We start from the raw sequence: 18918 nt of genomic DNA, 5'->3' as shown, positions 1-18918 counted from the left end.
GTCCGAGTGGACGCACGGCATCTCTCGGAAGAGCGCCGGGCCGCTTGCCGGCCCGGCGCTTCCTCGTCCTACTGGAAAACGGCGTTGGGGTTGTCGAGGCTGTCGGAGCCTTCCAGCTCGATGCCGGAAAGATCGAGCGCCGCGATGGCGCGCTCCAGCGAGCGGGTCTGGTCGACAAGGCCGTCGATCGCCGCCTGCACCACCGCATTGCCTTCGTCATTGCCCTGACCGATCATCTGGTCATAGGCCTCGCCGCCCTCGGCACGCTCCTTCAGCGCCGTCATGGCCGTCAGCGTCACGTCCAGCTTCGTCTTCAGCTCCTCGGCGAGCGCGCCATCCTTCTCGGCGACGAGATCGGCCAGGCTCGGCCCTTCCACCTTCGAACCGTCGACCCGCTCATAGGAGCCGAAATAGACGTTCCGGATGCCCACCAGGTCGTAGTAGTGGCTGTTATGCGTGTTGTCGGAGAAGCAATCGTGCTCTTCCTCGGGATCGTTCAGCAGCAAGCCGAGCTTCATGCGCTCGCCGGCGAGCTCGCCGTAGGACAGCGAGCCGAGACCGGTCAGCATCGCCGTCAGTCCGGCTTTGGCATCACCGGTCACCGAAGCGCGCGCCTCGCCGTCGGTCTGCCAGTTGGCCACCATTTCCTGAAGATCGGCGATCAGCAGGTCGGCCGCCGCTGTCAGATACTGGACGCGCCGCTCGCAATGGCCGCCCGTGCAGTTGGCCGGGTCGAAATCGCTTGCCGGACGCGCGCCGGCGCCGGCTTCCGTTCCGTTCAGATCCTGCCCCCAGAGCAGGAACTCGATGGCGTGGTAGCCGGTCGCGACATTGGCCTCGATTCCGCCCACCTCGTGCAGCGACTGGATCACGTCCGGCGTGATGGTCGTCGCGTCGATCTCGGTGCCGCCGCTGCTGATCTTGTCATTGGCGATGATGTTGACGGTGTAGAACGCGTTGGTGTCGGACTCCGTGCCATAGCCGGCATCCACATAGTCGATCAGCCCTTCGTCCAGCGGCCAGGCGTTCACGCGGCCTTCCCACTCGTCGACGATGGCGTTGCCGAAGCGGTAGGCCTCGCTCTGCTGGTAGGGAACGCGCGCCGCGAGCCAGGCCGCGCGCGCCGCGCCGAGCGTTTCCTCCGACGGCGCCTCGACCAGCTTGCCGATGGCCTCGCGCAGGGTCTCCGCGGTGCTCAGGCTGTCCTCAAAGGTCGCCAGCGCAATGTCCGCATAGGTCGAGACGACCGCCTGCGGCTCAACGGCCGCCGCCGGGACGATGCCCCCCGTCATCAGAGCCGTGCTCAAAAGTAAGATGCGCTTCATGATAAACCCCTCTCATGCGATTCCGAACGATGTCCAGACACGGGAGGCCCCCGATCGGCGCATCGGTGATACGCACCGGCGGCATCCGTCAGTCATTAGTAGACTTAAATTATCAGGTTTCGGATGGCAAGGCTTGCCGGGTGTTTGGGCCCGGCACTGCGCCCGCGACGGCTATTCCATCGCCTTGACCGCGATCACGGCATTGGTGCCGCCGAACGCAAAGCCGTTGCTCAGCGCCACGCGGACATCCCGCTCGCGCGCCGTGTTGGGCGTCACGTCGAGGTCGCAGTCGGGGTCGGCCACGCGGTAGCCCGCGGTCGGCGGCACCACACTCTCGCGAATGGCCTTCACGCAGGCGATCAGCTCCAGCGCGCCGGAAGCGCCGAGGCAGTGGGCATGCATCGACTTGGTCGAGGATACGGAGAGCTTGTCGGCATGGGCGCCGAAAACCCGGCGGATCGCCTGGGTTTCAATCTTGTCGTTGGCCTTCGTGCCCGTGCCGTGTGCATTGATGTAGTCCACGTCCTGCGCCGTCAGCCCGGCTTCCGCAAGGCAGGCCTGCATGGCGTTCACCGGGCCGTCGACCGTCGGAGCCACGATGTCGGAGGCGTCGGCGGTCATGCCGCCGCCGGCCAGTTCCGCCAGGATGGTCGCGCCGCGCGCCTGCGCGTGCTCGAGCGTTTCCAGCACCGCCATGCCCGCGCCCTCTCCCAGCACTAGGCCCTGACGGTCGGCGGAAAAGGGCCGGCAGGTTTCGGGGGCGAGCACGCGCAGCGCCTCCCAGCCCTTGAGGATGCCGTAGATGAGCGGCGCATCGGTGCCGCCGGCGAGCATCACATCGGCGCGCCCCAGCCGGAGCTGGTCCGCCGCCGCGATGATGGCGTGATTGGAGGAGGAGCAGGCCGAGGTAACGCCGAAAACCGGGCCGCGCAGGCCCATCGTCATGCTGACCTGGCCGGCGGCGGCGCCGGGCATGGCGCGCGGCACGGTGAAGATGCCCGTGCGCGGCTTGCCCTCGAGCAGAATGCCGCGATAGCTCTCCTCGATGGCTTCCCAGCCGCAGACACCCGTGCCGACCACCGCGCCGATGCGGCCCGTATTGGTGGAATCGACGGCGAAGCCCGACTGCGAAAGCGCTTCCCTGGAGGCGATCGCCGCCAGCAGGCTGAACCGGTCCATCGTCACCAGACGGCGATGATCGAACCCGTGATCGGGGAGTTCCTTGATCTCGGCGCCGATGCGCGCCTTCAGTTCGTGCAGCGCCGTGATGGTGATCGGCCCGATGGCCTGACGCCCTTCCCGCATGCCCGACCAGATGGACAAAACGTCCGTTCCCAGCGCACAGATACCGCCAAGTCCGGTTATGACAATGCGCGGTGCGGACATCCTAGCTCTTGGCATCCACCAGTTCGCACACGGCGGCAACGATGTCGCGCACCGTTTCGAGGCTTTCCCAGGCCTCGGCGGTATTCATCTCGACCTCGATGTTGAACTCGTCCTCGACGTCGAAGATGATTTCCGTCAGCTCGAGCGAATGGATGCCGAGATCCGCGAGCGGCGTGTCCAGCGAGATGCTCGAGGCATCTTCCTGTGCATGGACCTTGATCTTCTCAAGAATTGTCTGGCCGATGTCGTCGACGCTCACGCGACTGTCAGCATTCATAAACCATCTCCTCGGTCCACCTTTGCGCCGGCCGCAATACCACCGGTTGAGGTGTCCGTGCCAAACTCGCTACAACTGCCGGACATAAGAAACCAAACCAGCCCGTGCGGCAAGTGCGCCCGACGCATATTCGGGCGCGATTGGGCGAGACTCACTGATTGTCCTGCGGGCCTTCGACGAAAATCGTCACCTTGTCCCCGTCGCCATACTCCAGCGCCACGATGTTGCGCACCATGACGGAGCGGGAATCGACCGCGTGATAGAACAGGGCGCTGCCCTCGATGGCCTCGCGCAGCATGGCGATGGCGCTTTCCTTCTCGGCGAGGACCTTTCTGACGCCGTCCGGGCCCTTGTCCAGGTCCTGCAGGAAGACGATGTCGACCTCCTCCAGCGAGAATGTCTTGCGCACGCGCTCGGCATTCTCCGCCGTTGCCGCGATGGCCGCAACGAGGCGGTCGGTGGCCGAGGCGGCCTCGACCTCCTCCGTCTTGACGTCCGAGCCGACAATGGCGTCGATGGCTTCTTCCCGGTCGAGCCCCTGCGCCAGAAGGGGCGTCTGCAGCGCGAGGGCCGCGGCCAGCGCCAGCGTGGCAATCCAGTGGAATTCGGTTTCCGGCCGCCACGGCCGGCATCCGATCGTCATGCTCATGAGTTCATCCTGTGTTCGCGCGCAGAAAACATGTTCGCTCGACAAACGCAACGGTAACGGCAGGGTACGGGTTCCCTCGAAACGGACCGGGAATGCGCGACAGGCCGGCGAACGCCACGTTTCCCCCCCTTGCGGCAGGGCAATTGCATATGGCGGCGCAGTACCCCCACCCGTCCTTCGGATTCAGAACGCCTTGAAGGTCAGCGTTGTCAGCGAGCGGCGAATGCCCGGTACATTGGCGATGTTCTCGCTGATGAACTTGCCGACATCGACTCCGTCCTCGATATAGACCTTCATCAGAAGGTCGTAGTCACCGCTGGTCGAGTAGAGTTCCGAAGCGATCTCGCGCTTGTAGATCTCGTCGGCGACCTGGTAGGTCTTGCCGGGCTTGCAACGCACTTGAACGAAAACGGGTCTCATGAAGGCTCCAGGGACGCGCCCGGCCTGGGCCGGGACGCGCATCGAATAACAGATTGCCGCGAGATTCGGCGCATCGGCCTAGACTGTCAACAGACAGCGCACCATCTGGTGATCCGCGTCGGCCAGACCGTCAATAACGTCGAAATGGTGCTTGTCCGGTTCCTCGACGATTGCCGTGCGCGCGCCCAGCCCGGTCCAGATGTTGGCGAGCAGGGCGTTCTGCCGCAGGAATTCACCGCGCTCCGCAGCCCCGACCCAGCAGGTCAGCTGCATGCCCGGCAGCGGCGAAAGGAGCGCCGGGCTTTCCGCCTGCGCCTCCTCGGCGGTGATCTTCAGGCCCTCGTTCATCGCCGTGCGCATCATCGGCCGCAGGTCGTGCACGCCGGAAATGGAGAGTACGTGCCGCAGCCGCGCCCGCACGCCTTCGGGAAGCGGCGAGGAAGCACATGCCATGCGGCTGGCCAGATGGCCGCCCGCCGAATGGCCGGTCAGGATCAGCGGACCGTCGACGCGCCCGGCGGCGGCCGTCACCGCCCGGCCGATCTCCGCGGTGATGCCCGCAATCGAGTTCTCCGGGCACAACGTGTAGGAGGGCATGGCGACCGCATAGCCGCTGTCCACGGCTCCCGCCGCCAGATGCGACCAGAAGCTCTTGTCGAGCCGCAGCCAGAACCCGCCATGGATGAAGACGACCAGACCGCGCGGGCTTCCCTCGGGCAGGAACAGGTCGAACCGGTTGCGCGCGCCGTCCCCATAGGCGATGTCGAGCTCGGCTCGGCCCGCAGCCGACAGTTTTTCGCGGTAGGCCCTTGCCGGCGCGACCCAGAGGTCGGGCCAGCGGTCGCCGCCCGGAATGTTGGCGCCGTTCGCATAGGCATCGTCCCAGTCGGCGATTTCCCGGTAGAACATGTCGGCTCTCCTCCGTCGAAGGCCCGGAGGGCTGCCGCCGGGCAAAGCTGTGCATAGCGCGATGGCCGCTCCCTGTCATCGGCCCCGCATCTGCGTTACACTGACCACAGGCAGACTATATTTCAACCTTAAAATTTCATACTTGAAATGTCCCGCCGCCGGTGCGATGCTTTCCTTCTTAAAAGCCAGGTGGAAGGCGATCCTGGGAGGACGGAGCGCGAGCATGAAAGTCGCAATTCTTGGCGGAGGTCCCGCGGGGCTCTATTTCGCAATCTCGATGAAGCTGCGCGATCCCGCGCATGACGTGACGGTCTACGAACGCAACAAGCCGGACGACACCTTCGGCTGGGGCGTTGTCCTGTCCGACGAGACGCTCGACAACCTCGCCGAGAACGACCCCGTCAGCGCCGAGCGCATCCGCGAGTATTTCGCCTATTGGGACGACATCGCCGTCATTCACAAGGGCACGCGCACCCTGTCGACCGGCCACGGCTTCTGCGGCATCGGCCGCATGCGCCTTCTGATCCTCCTGCAGGAGCGCGCCCGGGAGCTGGGCGTCAGGCTCGAATTCCAGACCGAGATCGACGATCCGCGTCCTTTCATGGCCGAGAACGACATGGTGCTGGCCGCCGACGGGCTGAACTCCAGGACGCGGACCATGTTCGCCGACGTGTTCAAGCCGGACATCGACGTCCGCAAGTGCAAGTTCGTCTGGCTCGGAACGCACCAGAAGTTCGACGACGCCTTCACATTCATCTTCGAGAAGACCGAGCACGGCTGGGTCTGGGCGCACGCCTACCAGTTCGACGACGAGACGGCGACCTTCATCGTCGAATGCTCCGAGGAGACCTGGGAGAAGTTCGGCTTCGGCGGCATGAGCCAGCAGGACTCCATCGCCGTCTGCGAACGCATCTTCAAGGATCATCTCGGCGGCCACCCCCTGATGACCAACGCCAACCACATTCGCGGTTCGGCCTGGATCAACTTCCCGCGCGTGCTGTGTGAGCGCTGGTCGCACGAGAACATCGCCCTGATGGGCGACGCGGCGGCGAGCGCCCATTTCTCCATCGGTTCCGGCACCAAGCTGGCGCTGGAGAGCGCCATCGCGCTGGCCGAATATCTCCACACCGAGCCGACGCTGAAAGAAGCCTTCGAGAAATACGAGGACGCCAGGCGGCTGGAGGTGCTGCGCCTTCAGTCGGCCGCCCGCAACTCGCTCGAGTGGTTCGAGGAGGTGGAGCGCTACCTGGACCTGGACCCGGTCCAGTTCAACTATTCGCTGCTCACCCGCTCGCAGCGCATCAGCCACGAGAACCTGCGCCTGCGCGACGCCGAGTGGCTGTCGGGCGCCGAGGCATGGTTCCAGAACCAGGCCGGCGCCGGCTCGAACCTGGCGCGCGCGCCGATGTTCGCGCCCTACAAGCTGCGCGGCATGACGCTGAAGAACCGCATCGTCGTCTCGCCGATGGCCCAGTACAAGGCGGTCGACGGCTCGCCGACCGACTGGCATTTCGTCCATTACTGCGAGCGCGCCAAGGGCGGCGCGGGCCTCGTCTATATCGAGATGACCTGCGTCAGCCCGGAAGGGCGGATCACGCCCGGCTGCCCCGGCTTCTACAAGCCCGAGCACGAGACGGCCTGGAAGCGCATCGTCGATTTCGTCCACAACGAGACCGACGCCAGGATCTGCGCCCAGATCGGCCATTCCGGACCGAAGGGCTCGACCCAGCTCGGCTGGGAGGAGATGGACGCGCCGCTCGATCAGGACAACTGGCCGCTCCTCGCCGCCTCGGCGGTCGCCTGGTCCGACAGGAACCAGACGCCCAAGGCCATGGACCGCGCCGACATGGACATGGTGCGCGACCAGTTCGTCGCCGCCGCGGAGATGGCCGAGCGCTGCGGCTTCGACATGCTCGAGCTGCACTACGCACACGGCTATCTGCTCTCCTCCTTCATCTCGCCGCTGACCAACCGGCGCGACGACGAATATGGCGGCAGCCTCGAAAACCGCATGCGCTATCCGCTCGAGCTTTTCCACGCCGTCCGCGCCGTCTGGCCCGACGACAAGCCGATCTCCGTGCGCATCTCGGCCAATGACTGGGTCGGCGACGAGGGCATCACCCCGGCCGACGCCGTCGAGATCGCCCGCATGCTGCAGGAAGCCGGCGTCGACATCTGCGACGTCTCGGCCGGCCAGACCTCGAAGCGCGCCAGGCCCGTCTATGGCCGCATGTTCCAGACCCCGTTCTCCGACCGCATCCGCAACGAGACCGGCATGGCGACAATCGCCGTCGGCAACATCTACGAGCCGGACCACGTCAATTCGATCCTGATGGCCGGCCGCGCCGATCTGGTCTGCCTCGCCCGGCCGCACCTGGCCGACCCCTACTGGACACTGCACGCCGCGGTGACGCTGTGCGACAAGGGCGTCGCCTGGCCCGATCCCTATCTTCCCGGCCGCGACCAGGCCTACCGGCTTGCCGAGCGCGCCGAGCAGATGACGGGGAAGGTGTGACGATGCCTTTCGAGCGTTTGCGCGGCCCCTCATCCGCCTGCCGGCACCTTCTCCCCGCACGCGGGGAGAAGGAGGAAGCGGCGACCTCTATGCCCCCTTCTCCCCGCGTGCGGGGAGAAGGTGAGGATGAGGGGCGGGCGCCTGCGGCAAACCGGGGAGCGCACCGATGACCGCTTCCCGCCACGCGCTCGTCACCGGCGGCGGCTCGGGCGTCGGCGCGGCGATCGCAATGGCGCTCGCGGAAGCCGGCATCGACGTCACCATCTGCGGCCGGCGCGCCGAACCGCTGGAAAAGGTGGCGGCCAGCCATGCCCGCATCCACGCGATGACCGCCGACGTGACCGACGAGGCCTCCGTGCAGGCGCTTTACGAGGCGGCGGAGGCGGCGCGCGGCGCTTTCGACATCGTCATCGCCAATGCCGGCATCGCCACCAGCGCCCCGGCCCACCGCACATCTCTGGACGACTGGAACCGCACCGTTCAGGTCAACATGACCGGCGCGTTCCTGACCGTGAAGCCGGCGCTCTCGCCGATGGCCAGGCGCGGCAGCGGCCGCATTCTCTTCGTCGCGTCCGTCGCCGGGCTGAAAGGCTATGCCTATGTCGCGCCCTATGTGGCGTCCAAGCACGGCGTGATCGGCCTGATGCGCGCCCTGTCGGCCGAGCTCGTGAAGACCGGCGTGACGGTCAACGCCATCTGCCCCGGCTATGTCGAGACGGACATGCTGGAGGAATCGATCGAGCGCGTGGTCGAGAAGACCGGGCGCAGCCACGAGGAGGCCCGCAGGGGCTTCGTCGAAGCCAATCCCCACGGACGGCTGGTGCAGCCGCGGGAAGTGGCGGCTGCAGCCCTGTGGCTCGTCAGCCCCGAAGCCGCATCGGTCACCGGCCAGTCGATTTCCATCTCTGGAGGTGAAACATGGTGAGCGCTCCCCTGACTGCCGTTCGTTCCGGCGCCCCGGCCAAGGAACGCCTGCGCCTGTGGATCAGGATCCTGCGCGCCTCGCGCCTGATCGAGGCGGTGCTGCGCGAACGCCTGAAGACGCGCTTCGACACAACCCTGCCGCGTTTCGATGTCCTGTCGGCGCTCGACCGCGCCCCCGAGGGCATGGCGATGAGCGACATTTCGAGCTTCCTCCTCGTCTCGAACGGCAATGTCACCGGCATTGTCGAGCGCCTGGTCAATGATGGCCTCGCCAGCCGCTCCAAACGCGCGGGGGACCGCCGCACCTCGATCGTGAAGCTGACGCCCGCCGGCAAGGAGGCCTTCGCCGCCATGGCCCAGGCGCATGAGCGCTGGATCGACGAGCTGCTGACCGGTCTGCCCGAGGACGAGGCAAAGGCCCTGTCGGCGACACTGAAGGCATTTGAAAGCAACTGGGAGGGCGAGGCATGAGCGCCATGGCGGGTCTCAAACCGCAACATTTCCTCTGGCGCATGGAGGGTCGCGTCGCCGTCGTCCAGCTCGACCGGCCGGACCGCAAGAATCCGCTCACCTTCGAATCCTATGCCGAGCTGCGCGACACCTTCCGCGCCCTGCCCTATGCCGACGATGTGGACGCGGTTGTGTTCCTCCCCAATGGCGGCAATTTCTGCTCCGGCGGCGACGTTCACGACATCATCGGCCCGCTGGTCGGTATGGACATGAAGGGCCTGCTCGCCTTCACCCGCATGACCGGCGATCTCGTCAAGGCGATGATCGCCTGCAACAAGCCCATCATCGCGGCCGTCGACGGCGTGGCCGTCGGCGCCGGCGCCATCATCGCCATGGCCGCCGACCTTCGGCTGGCGACGCCGGAGGCGAAGACGGCGTTCCTGTTCACCCGCGTCGGCCTCGCCGGCTGCGACATGGGCGCCTGCGCCATGCTGCCGCGCATCATCGGCCAGGGCCGCGCCGCCGAACTGCTCTACACCGGGCGCTCCATGAGCGCCGAGGAAGGCGAGCGCTGGGGCTTCTTCAACCGCCTCGTCGCCGCCGATGCGCTGGAGACGGAAGCACTCGACATGGCCGCCCGCATCGCCGCCGGCCCGACCTTCGCCCACGGCATCACCAAGACCCAGCTGAACCAGGAATGGTCGATGGGCCTCGAGCAGGCCATCGAGGCGGAAGCCCAGGCCCAGGCCATCTGCATGCAGACCCGCGATTTCGAACGCGCCTACCGTGCCTTCGTGGCTAAGGAAAAGCCGGTTTTCGAGGGAAACTGATGCGATGACGGCGACAGGCTTTACCCCCCTCTGGCCTGCCGGCCATCTCCCCCTTAAGGGGGGAGATTACGCGAATACGGTCGTTGCGCCTGACGATTGGCGAAAGCTTCAATGTCAGCCGATCTCCCCCCTCGTGGGGGAGATGGCCGGCAGGCCAGAGGGGGGCGCGAAGAAACGCGACCTTGGAAGGATCCAAATCCATGCCTGACCGCTCCTTCCTCGACTGGCCCTTCTTCGAGCAGCGTCACCGCGACTGGGCGGAGCGGCTGGAAGACTGGTGCGCCGCCAACCTCCCCGTCGATCACGGCGATGTCGATGCCGCCTGCCGCGATCTGGTCGCGCGTCTGGGCGATGCCGGCCTCCTGAAACCGACCGCGCTCGATACGGCCAATCCCGGCCCGCTGGACGTGCGCACCCTGTGCCTCACGCGCGAGACGCTGGCGCGCCATGACGGGCTGGCCGATTTCGCCTTCGCCATGCAGGGCCTCGGCACCGGGGCAATCAGCTTCTTCGGCACGCCGGAGCAGCAGCAATGGCTCGACAGGACCCGCGCCGGCAGGGCGCTCTCCGCCTTCGCCCTTTCCGAGCCGCGCTCCGGTTCGGACGTCGCCAACATGGACATGGTCGCGACGCGCGACGGCGGCGACTATGTTCTCTCCGGCGAGAAGACCTGGATTTCCAACGGCGGCATCGCCGATCTCTACACGGTCTTCGCCCGCACCGGCGAGGCGCCCGGCGCGAAGGGCATCTCCGCCTTCCTCGTCCCCGCCGACACGCCTGGCCTGACCGTCGCCGAACGCATCGACGTGATCGCACCGCATCCGCTGGCCCGCCTTTCCTTCGACGAAGTGCGGGTGCCGGCCTCGGCCATGATCGGCAAGCCGGGCGAGGGTTTCAGGATCGCCATGTCCGTCCTCGATGTGTTCCGCTCGACGGTCGGTGCGGCGGCGCTCGGCTTTGCCCGCCGGGCGCTGGACGAGACCATCGAGCGCGCCGCCGGCCGCCAGCTGTTCGGCGCGCCGCTCGCCGAACTGCAGATGGTGCAGGGTCACATCGCCGACATGGCGCTCGACGTCGATGCCGCCGCGCTGCTGATCTACCGTGCCGCCTGGACCAAGGACATGGGCGCGCCGCGCGTCACCCGCGAGGCGGCGATGGCCAAGCTCTTCGCTACCGACCGGGCGCAGGAGGTGATCGACAAGGCGGTGCAGATCCATGGCGGCGACGGCGTCCGCCGCGGGCACGTCGTGGAGAGCCTCTACCGGGAGATCAGGGCGCTCCGCATCTATGAGGGCGCATCAGACGTCCAGAAAGTCGTCATCGCGCGGCAAACGATAAAATGAGGGTGAACACATGCTCGGACCCACGGGGCACACAGACACGTTCGCGCGGGACAATCTCCCGCCCGAGGACCAGTGGCCGGACTTCCTGCTCGACGGCTTCGACTACCCCGAATATCTGAACGCCGGCGTCGAACTCTCCGACCGCATGGTCGAGCGCGGCTTCGGCGATCATGTGGCGCTGATCGGCAATGGCCGCCGCCGCACCTACAAGGAGCTGGCCGACTGGACCAGCCGGTTGGCCCACGCGCTTGTCGAGGATTATGGCGTCAAGCCCGGCAACCGCATCCTCATCCGCTCGGCCAACAACCCGGCCATGGTCGCCTGCTGGCTGGCCGCCACCAAGGCCGGCGCGGTCGTGGTCAACACCATGCCGATGCTGCGCGCCGGCGAGCTGGCGAAGATCGTCGACAAGGCGGAGATCGGTCTCGCCCTGTGCGACACCCGCATCAAGGACGAGCTGGTCGCCTGCGCCAAGGAAAGCAAATTCCTCAAACAGGTCGTCGGCTTCGACGGCACGGCCAATTTCGACGCCGAGCTCGACCGCGTCGCGCTCGACAAGCCCGTCCGGTTCGAGGCGGTGAAGACGGGGCGCGACGATGTCGCCCTGCTCGGCTTCACCTCCGGCACCACGGGCACGCCCAAGGCGACGATGCACTTTCATCGCGACCTGCTGATCATCGCCGACGCCTATGCGAAGGAAGTCCTGCAGGTGACGCCGGACGACGTGTTCGTCGGTTCGCCGCCGCTCGCCTTCACCTTCGGCCTCGGCGGGCTGGCGATCTTCCCGCTGCGCTTCGGCGCGGCCGCGACGCTGCTCGAGAGCGCCACGCCGCCGAACATGATCGAGATCATCGAGAAGTATCGCGCGACCGTCAGCTTCACCGCGCCGACCGCCTACCGCGCCATGATGGCGGCGATGGACGAGGGCGCCGACCTGTCGTCGCTGCGCGTCGCCGTTTCGGCGGGCGAGACGCTGCCCGGGCCGGTGTTCGAGGAGTGGACGAAGAAGACCGGCAAGCCGATTCTTGACGGCATCGGCGCGACGGAAATGCTGCACATCTTCATCTCCAACCGCTTCGACGACATGCATCCCGCGACCACCGGCCGGCCCGTGACGGGCTACGAGGCGCGGATCGTCGATCAGGACATGAACGAGCTGCCGCGCGGCGAGGTGGGCCGGCTCGCGGTGCGCGGGCCGACGGGCTGCCGCTACCTCGCCGACGAGCGACAGAAGGATTATGTGCGCGGCGGCTGGAACCTGACCGGCGATTCCTTCTTCCAGGACGAGGACGGACATCTCCATTTCGCCGCCCGCTCCGACGACATGATCGTTTCCGCCGGCTACAACATCGCCGGTCCCGAAGTGGAGGCGGCGCTGCTGTCGCATGCCGATGTCGTGGAATGCGCCGTCATCGGCGCGGCCAGCGAGGAGCGCGGCCAGATCGTCGAGGCCTATGTGGTGCTGGCCAAGGGTGTGGCGCCCGACGCGGCCTCCGTCAAGCGCCTCCAGGATCACGTCAAGGCGGTGATCGCCCCCTACAAATATCCGCGTTCGGTAAGGTTCATCGACGCCCTGCCGAAGACGCAGACCGGCAAGATCCAGCGATTCCGCCTGCGTGAGGGTGACGAATGACGACGCGTGAACATATCGAGCCGGATGACGACGGCGCGGCCGACATCAAGCCGCCCATGTCCTACAGCGATTACCTGCATCTTGAGAAGATCCTCGATGCGCAGAAGCCGCTGTCGACGGCCCGCGACGAGCTGCTGTTCATCATCCAGCACCAGACTTCCGAACTGTGGATGATGCTGGCGATCTCCGAGATCCGCTCGGCCAAGGCGGCGCTCGCCGAGGATCGCGTGCGCCCCGCCTTCAAGATGCTGACCCGCGTGGCGCGCATCTTCGAGCAGCTCAACAGCGCCTGGGACGTGCTGCGCACCATGACGCCCAGCGAATACTCCACCTTCCGCGACGCGCTCGGCCAGTCGTCCGGCTTCCAGTCCTGGCAGTATCGCTCCATCGAGTTCCTCGCCGGCAACCGCAACCTTTCGATGCTGAAGCCGCATTCCGACCTGCCGGACGTCACGGCCCGGCTGGAGGAGATCCTGGCCGAGCCGAGCCTCTACGACGAGGCGCTGCGGCTTCTGGCGCGCAACGGCTTCGACATCGGCGCCGATGCGGAGCGCACGAGCTGGCGCGAGCGCCGTGAGGCGAACGACGAGGTGCAGGCCGCGTGGAAGGCCGTCTACGCCAGGCCGGACGAGCATTGGGCGCTCTACGAGCTGGCCGAGAAGCTGATCGATTTCGAGGATTATTTCCGCCGCTGGCGCTTCAACCACGTCACCACGGTGGAGAGGATCATCGGCCTGAAACGAGGAACGGGCGGCACATCCGGTGTTTCCTATTTGCGCAGGATGCTGGATGTGGAACTATTCCCCGAGCTTTGGCGGGTACGGACTGATATGTGAGGAGACGATGATCAACCGCCGCGCCGGCCCCTCACCCTTACCCTCTCCCCGCAAGCGGGGAGAGGGAGTGATAGACGTCGCAACCGTCCTCCTTCTCCCCGCCCGCGGGGAGAAGGTGCCGGCAGGCGGATGAGGGGCGGGCACCTGCCCTTGCAGATACACGGGAACATAAAAGGGAGACTTCCATGAGAAACATTCTTGCCGCCAGCCTGCTGGCGCTTTCCGCCGGCCTCGCCGGCAATGCCTTCGCCGAGCCGGTCAAGATCGGCATGATCACCACCCTGTCGGGCGGCGGCGCCGGCCTCGGCATCGACGCGCGCGATGGCTTCATGCTCGCCATCAAGCAGTCGGGCAACAGCGAGATCGAGGTCGTCACCGAGGACGACGCGCAGAAGCCGGAACTGGCCGTGCAGATCGCCGACAAGATGGTCCAGAGCGACAAGGTCGATCTGATGACCGGCATCATCTGGTCGAACCTGGCCATGGCCGTCGTGCCCGCCGTCACGGCGCAGGACATCATCTACCTGTCGGTCAATGCCGGCCCCTCGGCGCTGGCCGGCGCCGGCTGCGGCCCGAACTACTTCAACGTCGCCTACCAGAACGACAATTTCCACGAGGCGATGGGTGAGGCCGCCAACAAGGACTACAAGAAGACCTTCATCATGGCGCCCAACTATCCGGCCGGCAAGGATTCGCTGACCGGCTTCAAGCGCTACTACAAGGGCGAGCTGGCCGGCGAGGTCTACACCAAGCTCGGCCAGACCGACTACGCCGCCGAGATCGCCCAGATCCGCGCGTCCGGCGCCGATTCGGTGTTCATCTTCCTGCCCGGCGGCATGGGCATCGCCTTCACCAAGCAGTACGCGCAGTCAGGCGTCGGCCTGCCGCTGCTCGGGCCTGCCTTCTCCTTCAGCCAGGACGTGCTGCCGGCCATCGGCGACGCCGCGCTGGGCGTCAAGAACACCGCTTCCTGGGCCCCGGATCTCGACAATGCCGCCAACAAGGCCTTCGTCGACGGCTTCAAGGCCGAATATGGCCGCCTACCGTCCGTCTACGCCGCGCAGGCCTATGACACGGCGAACCTGATCCTCTCGGCGGCGGCCAAGGCCAGCGTCAAGGACAAGGACGCCTTCCGTGCCGCGCTGAAAGAGGCGCAGTTCGATTCCGTGCGCGGCAAGTTCTCGTTCAACACCAACAACCACCCGATCCAGGACTTCTACGTTCGCGAGGTGGTGAAGGACGGCGACACGCTGACCAACAAGATCGTCGGCACCGCCTTCACCGACCACAAGGACGCCTACGCCGCCGAGTGCAAGATGTAGAGCAAGGTCAGACCGTCATCCCGGCCGACCGAAGGGAGAGCCGGGACCCATTGAGAAGCGCGGCCGATCTCCGCAGAGGATGGCGGCGTCTGAACGAGGACCGGGCTGCGCCCGACAACGTTCTTCCAATGGGTCCCGGATAAGCCCCCGGCTTTCCGGGATGACGGGCCTGGATTGCCCACCCTAAAAACCAGACCGCGAAACCTCCCGTGTCCCTAGCCCTCCTCATAGAGCAAATCCTGAACGGACTTCAGTTCGGCGTCATGCTGTTCCTGATGGCGGCCGGACTGACGCTGATCTTCGGCGTGATGGGTCTGATCAACCTCGCCCACGGCTCGCTGTTCATGATCGGCGCCTTCGCCTGCGCGACCGTCGCCGCCGCGACCGGCTCGTTCTGGCTGGGTCTGGTCGCCAGCCTGGCCGCCGCTGCCGCCGCCGGCGCGCTCGTCGAGATCCTCGTCATAAGGCGACTCTACGAGCGCGACCATCTCGACCAGGTGCTCGCCACCTTCGCGCTCATCCTCATCTTCTCGGAAGGGACGCGCTGGGTCTTCGGCTCGTTCCCGCTCTATCTCGACATTCCGCAGCTTCTGTCGGGCGCCGTGCATCTGCCGGGCGGCGCGCAATATCCGGTCTACCGCCTCGCCGTCATCGGCGTCGGCATCGCCGTCGCCATCGGCCTGTACCTGCTGATCGGCAAGACCCGGCTCGGCATGCGCATCCGCGCCGGCGAAAGCGACCGCGAGATGATCGGCGCGCTCGGCATCGACATCGGCACGCTCTATACGCTGGTCTTCGCCCTCGGCGCCGCGCTTGCCGGCCTCGCGGGCGCCATGGTCGGCGCGCTGCAGTCGGTGCAGGTGGGCATGGGAGAACCGGTGCTGATCCTCGCCTTCGTCGTCATCGTCATCGGCGGCATCGGCTCCATCAAGGGCGCGCTGATCGGCTCGGTGCTGGTCGGCCTCACCGAGACGCTCGGCCGCTTCCTGCTGCCGCATCTCTTCGGCCTGTTCATGCCCCCCTCGGACGCCGCTACCGTCGGCGCGGCGCTCGCCTCCATGCTGATCTACATCGTCATGGCCCTGATCCTCGCCTTCAGGCCGCGCGGCCTGTTCGCGGCGAGCGCGTGAGGTGACGGGATGAGCCGCGAAACGATCGTCACCGCCCTTCTGGTCCTCGGCCTGCTGGCCGCCCCGTTCGCCGCGCAGGCGATGGGCGAGCCGTTCTACATCACGCTCGCCACGCGCATCGCCATTCTGGCGCTGGCGGCGACGGGGCTGAACATCGCGCTCGGCCTCGGCGGGCTGGTGTCCTTCGGCCATGCCGCCTTCTTCGGCATCGGCGGCTATGCCGCCGGTATCCTCGCCACCCACGCCTTCAACGGCGAACCCCTGCTGCTCGGCCTGCCGGGCACCAACCAGATGATCGTCATCTGGATCGCCGGCGCCGTCATCGCCGGCATCGTCGCCATGCTGATCGGCCTGATCTCGCTCAGGACCTCCGGCGTGTACTTCATCATGATCACGCTCGCCTTCGCGCAGATGATCTACTATTTCGCCATCTCCTGGCCCGCCTATGGCGGCGAGGACGGCCTGTCGATCTATGTGCGCAACGCCTTCCCCGGCGCCAACACGCTGGTGCCGATGAGCTTCTTCCTGATCAGCTTCGCCCTGCTGGCGGCCGGCCTCGTCCTGTTCGCGCTGATCCGCGATTCGCGCTTCGGCGCGGCGCTGCAGGCTGGCCGGCAGAACGAGACGCGGCTTGCCGCCGTCGGCATCGTCCCGTTCCGCATCCGGCTCGCGGCCTTTGTCGTCTCCGCCATGATGACGGCGGTGGCCGGGGCGCTGTTCGCCGACCTCAACCGCTTCGTCAGCCCCTCCATGTTCTCCTGGCACATGTCGGGCGAGCTGATCGTGCTGATCATCCTCGGCGGCGTCGGGCGGCTGGCGGGGCCGCTTGCGGGGGCCATCGTCTATGTCCTGTTCGAATTCGCCCTGGGCGGCATTACGGAGCACTGGCAGCTCTTCCTCGGCCTGATCCTGCTCGGCGTGGTGCTGTTCGCCCGCGGCGGCGTGATGGGCATGCTTGCCGGGAGGGCGCGGCATGGCTGAACCCATCCTCGAGATCCGCAACCTGAAGAAGAGCTTTGGCGCGCTGAAGGCGACGGACGGTGTCAGCCTTGACCTCAGGCCGGGGGAGATCCACGCGCTGATCGGCCCCAACGGTGCCGGCAAGTCGACGCTGATCCATCAGATCGCCGGATCGCTGAAGCCGGACAGCGGCGAGATCCGCTTCGCCGGGCGCGACGTCAAGCCGCTCGACGTTGCGGCGCGGGCGCGGCTAGGCATGGGCCGCACCTTCCAGGTCTCGTCGCTGGCGCCGGAGTTCTCCGCCCTGCGCAATGTCATGCTGGCCGTGCAGGCGCGCGAGGGATCGAGCTTCCGCTTCTTCCGGCCCGTCATGCGCGACGCGAGCCTGACGGAACCCGCCCGCGCGGCGCTCGCCCGCGTCGGCCTTTCGGACCGTGCCGATGTGCCGGCGGCCGAGCTTTCGCACGGCGAACGCCGCCAGCTCGAGATCGCCATCGCACTGGCGCTCGGCGCCAGGGCCTTCCTGCTGGACGAGCCGATGGCCGGCATGGGGCCGGAGGGTTCGCAGGCGCTGACCGGCTTTCTCGACGGCCTGCGCCGTGAGGCCCCGATCCTGCTGATCGAGCACGACATGGACGCGGTCTTCGCCCTCGCCGACCGCATTTCCGTTCTCGTCTACGGGCGCATCATCGCCACGGGAACGGTCGACGAGATCCGCAATCATCCCGATGTCCGCGAAGCCTATCTGGGAGAGGGCGCATGAGGCTGCTCGACATCCAGGGGCTGGAAACCTTCTACGGCAAGTCGCAGGCGCTGTTCGGCGTCGATCTTTCGGTCGAGGAGGGCGAGGCCGTGGCGCTGATGGGCCGCAACGGCATGGGCAAGACGACGACGATCCGCTCCGTCTGCCACCTGACCCCGGCCCAGTCCGGCAGCATCGCCTTCGCCGGCAGGGACATCACGCGGATGAAGCCGCACCGCATCGCCCGGCTCGGCGTCGGGCTGGTGCCGGAAGGCCGCCGCTGCTTCCCCAACCTGACGGTGGAGGAAAACATCCTCGCCGCCGCCCGCCCGGGCAAGTGGACGCTGGACGGCGTGAACGCGCTGTTCCCCCGGCTCGCCGAGCGGCGCGACCAGTATGCGAGCACGCTTTCCGGCGGCGAGCAGCAGATGCTGGCCATCGGCCGGGCGCTCGCCACCAATCCGCGCCTGCTCATCCTCGACGAGGCGACCGAGGGCCTCGCCCCGGTCATCCGGCAGGACATCTGGCGCGCCATCCGCGCCATTCGCGCGGAAGGCCAGTCGATCCTGATCGTCGACAAGACGCTGAGCGAGCTCCTGCCCGTGGCGGACCGCTGCGTCATTCTCGAAAAAGGCCGCACCGCATGGACCGGCGCGCCCTCCGCACTCACGGAAGACATCCAAGAGCGCTTTCTCGGCGTGTGACCACGCCCCCCGTTCCCAAGCATGAAGGAAATAGCATGACTGTCCCGCTTCACCAGATTCTCCAGCCCGACGACTGGGTTCCCGCCAGGGGATATTCCAATGGTGTCGTTGCACGGGGGCGCACCGTCTTCCTGGGCGGCCAGATCGGCTGGAACGGCAGCCAGGAATTCGAGACCGACGACTTCATCGCCCAGGTGCGGCAGGCGCTGGAGAACGTCGTCACGCTGCTGAAGGAAGCCGGCGCCGGGCCGGAGCATGTGGTGCGGCTCACCTGGTTCATCACCGACAAGCAGGCCTATACAAGCCGCCTGCGCGAGCTTGGCGAGGCCTACCGCGCCGTGATGGGCCGCAACTTCCCGCCCATGAGCGTGATGCAGGTCACCGCGCTGATCGAGGACCGGGCCAAGGTGGAGATCGAGGCGACGGCGGTCCTGCCGGACTGAAGCCACCTGCCTGCGACCCCCACCCTCGATCCCTCCCCTCAAGGGGGAGGGAAGAAACGCAGTTCGCTCGATGATCCCCCTCCCCCTTGAGGGGAGGGGTAAGGGGTGGGGGTACTGCAC

General features: G+C 66.7%; 19 protein-coding genes. 13 read left to right on the top strand and 6 right to left on the bottom strand.

All coding sequences use genetic code 11. The features are described from left to right. Positions 1 to 68: 68 nt before the first annotated feature. The 6 genes from NA2_RS10020 to NA2_RS09995 all read right to left on the bottom strand — a co-directional run bounded on the left by NA2_RS10020 (position 69) and on the right by NA2_RS09995 (position 4966). Positions 69 to 1325: an imelysin family protein gene (locus NA2_RS10020; protein WP_008596587.1), complete on the bottom strand. Its 1257-nt coding sequence runs from the start codon at positions 1323 to 1325 to the stop codon at positions 69 to 71. A 171-nt stretch (positions 1326 to 1496) separates the two neighbouring features. Beyond that, positions 1497 to 2711 carry a beta-ketoacyl-[acyl-carrier-protein] synthase family protein gene (locus NA2_RS10015; protein WP_040677414.1) on the bottom strand — a complete coding sequence of 405 codons (1215 nt, stop codon included), beginning with the start codon at positions 2709 to 2711 and terminating at the stop codon, positions 1497 to 1499. A 1-nt stretch (position 2712) separates the two neighbouring features. Further along, positions 2713 to 2988: an acyl carrier protein gene (locus NA2_RS10010; protein ID WP_008596584.1), complete on the bottom strand. Its 276-nt coding sequence runs from the start codon at positions 2986 to 2988 to the stop codon at positions 2713 to 2715. Between the two features lie 151 nt (positions 2989 to 3139). Continuing rightward, positions 3140 to 3637, bottom strand: coding sequence for a hypothetical protein (locus tag NA2_RS10005; RefSeq protein WP_008596583.1), 498 nt, complete (start codon positions 3635 to 3637; stop codon positions 3140 to 3142). A 183-nt stretch (positions 3638 to 3820) separates the two neighbouring features. After that, positions 3821 to 4057, bottom strand: a complete 237-nt coding sequence (locus NA2_RS10000) for an Lrp/AsnC ligand binding domain-containing protein (RefSeq protein ID WP_008596582.1) — start codon at positions 4055 to 4057, stop codon at positions 3821 to 3823. 78 nt (positions 4058 to 4135) lie between these two features. Continuing rightward, positions 4136 to 4966, bottom strand: a complete 831-nt coding sequence (locus tag NA2_RS09995; protein WP_008596581.1) for an alpha/beta hydrolase — start codon at positions 4964 to 4966, stop codon at positions 4136 to 4138. Between the two features lie 223 nt (positions 4967 to 5189). Here NA2_RS09995 and NA2_RS09990 point away from each other — a divergent pair, with 223 nt between their 5' ends. From NA2_RS09990 to NA2_RS09930, 13 genes are all read left to right on the top strand, one after another. Then, positions 5190 to 7481, top strand: a complete 2292-nt coding sequence (locus NA2_RS09990) for a bifunctional salicylyl-CoA 5-hydroxylase/oxidoreductase (RefSeq protein WP_008596579.1) — start codon at positions 5190 to 5192, stop codon at positions 7479 to 7481. A gap of 166 nt (positions 7482 to 7647) precedes the next feature. Next, positions 7648 to 8406 (top strand): SDR family NAD(P)-dependent oxidoreductase, encoded by a 759-nt coding sequence (locus tag NA2_RS09985; protein ID WP_008596577.1) that lies wholly within the window; start codon positions 7648 to 7650, stop codon positions 8404 to 8406. Beyond that, the gene (locus NA2_RS09980) at positions 8400 to 8876 is read left to right on the top strand and encodes a MarR family winged helix-turn-helix transcriptional regulator (RefSeq protein ID WP_008596575.1); all 477 of its coding nucleotides are present in this window, start codon (positions 8400 to 8402) and stop codon (positions 8874 to 8876) included. The genes NA2_RS09985 and NA2_RS09980 overlap by 7 nt, the downstream gene beginning before the upstream one ends. Further along, positions 8873 to 9685, top strand: coding sequence for an enoyl-CoA hydratase family protein (locus NA2_RS09975; RefSeq protein ID WP_008596574.1), 813 nt, complete (start codon positions 8873 to 8875; stop codon positions 9683 to 9685). Before NA2_RS09980 ends, NA2_RS09975 begins: the two co-directional genes overlap by 4 nt. A gap of 200 nt (positions 9686 to 9885) precedes the next feature. After that, positions 9886 to 11028, top strand: a complete 1143-nt coding sequence (locus NA2_RS09970; RefSeq protein ID WP_008596572.1) for an acyl-CoA dehydrogenase family protein — start codon at positions 9886 to 9888, stop codon at positions 11026 to 11028. A gap of 10 nt (positions 11029 to 11038) precedes the next feature. Then, on the top strand, positions 11039 to 12661 hold the full coding sequence (locus NA2_RS09965) for an AMP-binding protein (protein ID WP_008596571.1): 1623 nt from the start codon (positions 11039 to 11041) through the stop codon (positions 12659 to 12661). Then, a complete protein-coding gene (gene kynA / locus NA2_RS09960; RefSeq protein WP_008596570.1) occupies positions 12658 to 13497 on the top strand; it encodes a tryptophan 2,3-dioxygenase in 840 nt (279 codons plus the stop codon). The genes NA2_RS09965 and kynA overlap by 4 nt, the downstream gene beginning before the upstream one ends. A 185-nt stretch (positions 13498 to 13682) precedes the next feature. Beyond that, complete coding sequence (locus NA2_RS09955) at positions 13683 to 14819, top strand: ABC transporter substrate-binding protein (RefSeq protein ID WP_008596569.1); 1137 nt, start codon at positions 13683 to 13685, stop codon at positions 14817 to 14819. Positions 14820 to 15028: 209 nt separating this feature from the next. Next, positions 15029 to 15949 carry a branched-chain amino acid ABC transporter permease gene (locus tag NA2_RS09950; RefSeq protein ID WP_008596568.1) on the top strand — a complete coding sequence of 307 codons (921 nt, stop codon included), beginning with the start codon at positions 15029 to 15031 and terminating at the stop codon, positions 15947 to 15949. A gap of 9 nt (positions 15950 to 15958) precedes the next feature. Beyond that, entirely contained in the window at positions 15959 to 16930 is a 972-nt protein-coding gene (locus NA2_RS09945) for a branched-chain amino acid ABC transporter permease (RefSeq protein WP_008596567.1), read from the top strand. Beyond that, positions 16923 to 17672, top strand: a complete 750-nt coding sequence (locus NA2_RS09940; RefSeq protein WP_008596566.1) for an ABC transporter ATP-binding protein — start codon at positions 16923 to 16925, stop codon at positions 17670 to 17672. The genes NA2_RS09945 and NA2_RS09940 overlap by 8 nt, the downstream gene beginning before the upstream one ends. Further along, positions 17669 to 18355 (top strand): ABC transporter ATP-binding protein, encoded by a 687-nt coding sequence (locus tag NA2_RS09935; RefSeq protein ID WP_008596565.1) that lies wholly within the window; start codon positions 17669 to 17671, stop codon positions 18353 to 18355. Before NA2_RS09940 ends, NA2_RS09935 begins: the two co-directional genes overlap by 4 nt. Before the next feature lie 35 nt (positions 18356 to 18390). Further along, positions 18391 to 18798 carry a RidA family protein gene (locus tag NA2_RS09930; RefSeq protein WP_008596564.1) on the top strand — a complete coding sequence of 136 codons (408 nt, stop codon included), beginning with the start codon at positions 18391 to 18393 and terminating at the stop codon, positions 18796 to 18798. Positions 18799 to 18918: the final 120 nt, after the last annotated feature.

It is taken from the genome of Nitratireductor pacificus pht-3B (assembly GCF_000300335.1).
Classification (GTDB): domain Bacteria; phylum Pseudomonadota; class Alphaproteobacteria; order Rhizobiales; family Rhizobiaceae; genus Nitratireductor; species Nitratireductor pacificus.
This window is presented reverse-complemented; position numbering and strand designations above follow the sequence as displayed.

Coding starts and splice junctions, on each gene's coding strand:
- NA2_RS10020 (WP_008596587.1), bottom strand. CDS start 1,325: ATGAAGCGCATCTTACTTTTGAGCACGGCTCTGATGACGGGGGGCATC.
- NA2_RS10005 (WP_008596583.1), bottom strand. CDS start 3,637: ATGAGCATGACGATCGGATGCCGGCCGTGGCGGCCGGAAACCGAATTC.
- NA2_RS09990 (WP_008596579.1), top strand. CDS start 5,190: ATGAAAGTCGCAATTCTTGGCGGAGGTCCCGCGGGGCTCTATTTCGCA.
- NA2_RS09995 (WP_008596581.1), bottom strand. CDS start 4,966: ATGTTCTACCGGGAAATCGCCGACTGGGACGATGCCTATGCGAACGGC.
- NA2_RS09930 (WP_008596564.1), top strand. CDS start 18,391: ATGACTGTCCCGCTTCACCAGATTCTCCAGCCCGACGACTGGGTTCCC.
- kynA (WP_008596570.1), top strand. CDS start 12,658: ATGACGACGCGTGAACATATCGAGCCGGATGACGACGGCGCGGCCGAC.
- NA2_RS09935 (WP_008596565.1), top strand. CDS start 17,669: ATGAGGCTGCTCGACATCCAGGGGCTGGAAACCTTCTACGGCAAGTCG.
- NA2_RS09955 (WP_008596569.1), top strand. CDS start 13,683: ATGAGAAACATTCTTGCCGCCAGCCTGCTGGCGCTTTCCGCCGGCCTC.
- NA2_RS10010 (WP_008596584.1), bottom strand. CDS start 2,988: ATGAATGCTGACAGTCGCGTGAGCGTCGACGACATCGGCCAGACAATT.
- NA2_RS09980 (WP_008596575.1), top strand. CDS start 8,400: ATGGTGAGCGCTCCCCTGACTGCCGTTCGTTCCGGCGCCCCGGCCAAG.
- NA2_RS10000 (WP_008596582.1), bottom strand. CDS start 4,057: ATGAGACCCGTTTTCGTTCAAGTGCGTTGCAAGCCCGGCAAGACCTAC.
- NA2_RS09975 (WP_008596574.1), top strand. CDS start 8,873: ATGAGCGCCATGGCGGGTCTCAAACCGCAACATTTCCTCTGGCGCATG.
- NA2_RS09940 (WP_008596566.1), top strand. CDS start 16,923: ATGGCTGAACCCATCCTCGAGATCCGCAACCTGAAGAAGAGCTTTGGC.
- NA2_RS09970 (WP_008596572.1), top strand. CDS start 9,886: ATGCCTGACCGCTCCTTCCTCGACTGGCCCTTCTTCGAGCAGCGTCAC.
- NA2_RS09965 (WP_008596571.1), top strand. CDS start 11,039: ATGCTCGGACCCACGGGGCACACAGACACGTTCGCGCGGGACAATCTC.
- NA2_RS09945 (WP_008596567.1), top strand. CDS start 15,959: ATGAGCCGCGAAACGATCGTCACCGCCCTTCTGGTCCTCGGCCTGCTG.
- NA2_RS09985 (WP_008596577.1), top strand. CDS start 7,648: ATGACCGCTTCCCGCCACGCGCTCGTCACCGGCGGCGGCTCGGGCGTC.
- NA2_RS10015 (WP_040677414.1), bottom strand. CDS start 2,711: ATGTCCGCACCGCGCATTGTCATAACCGGACTTGGCGGTATCTGTGCG.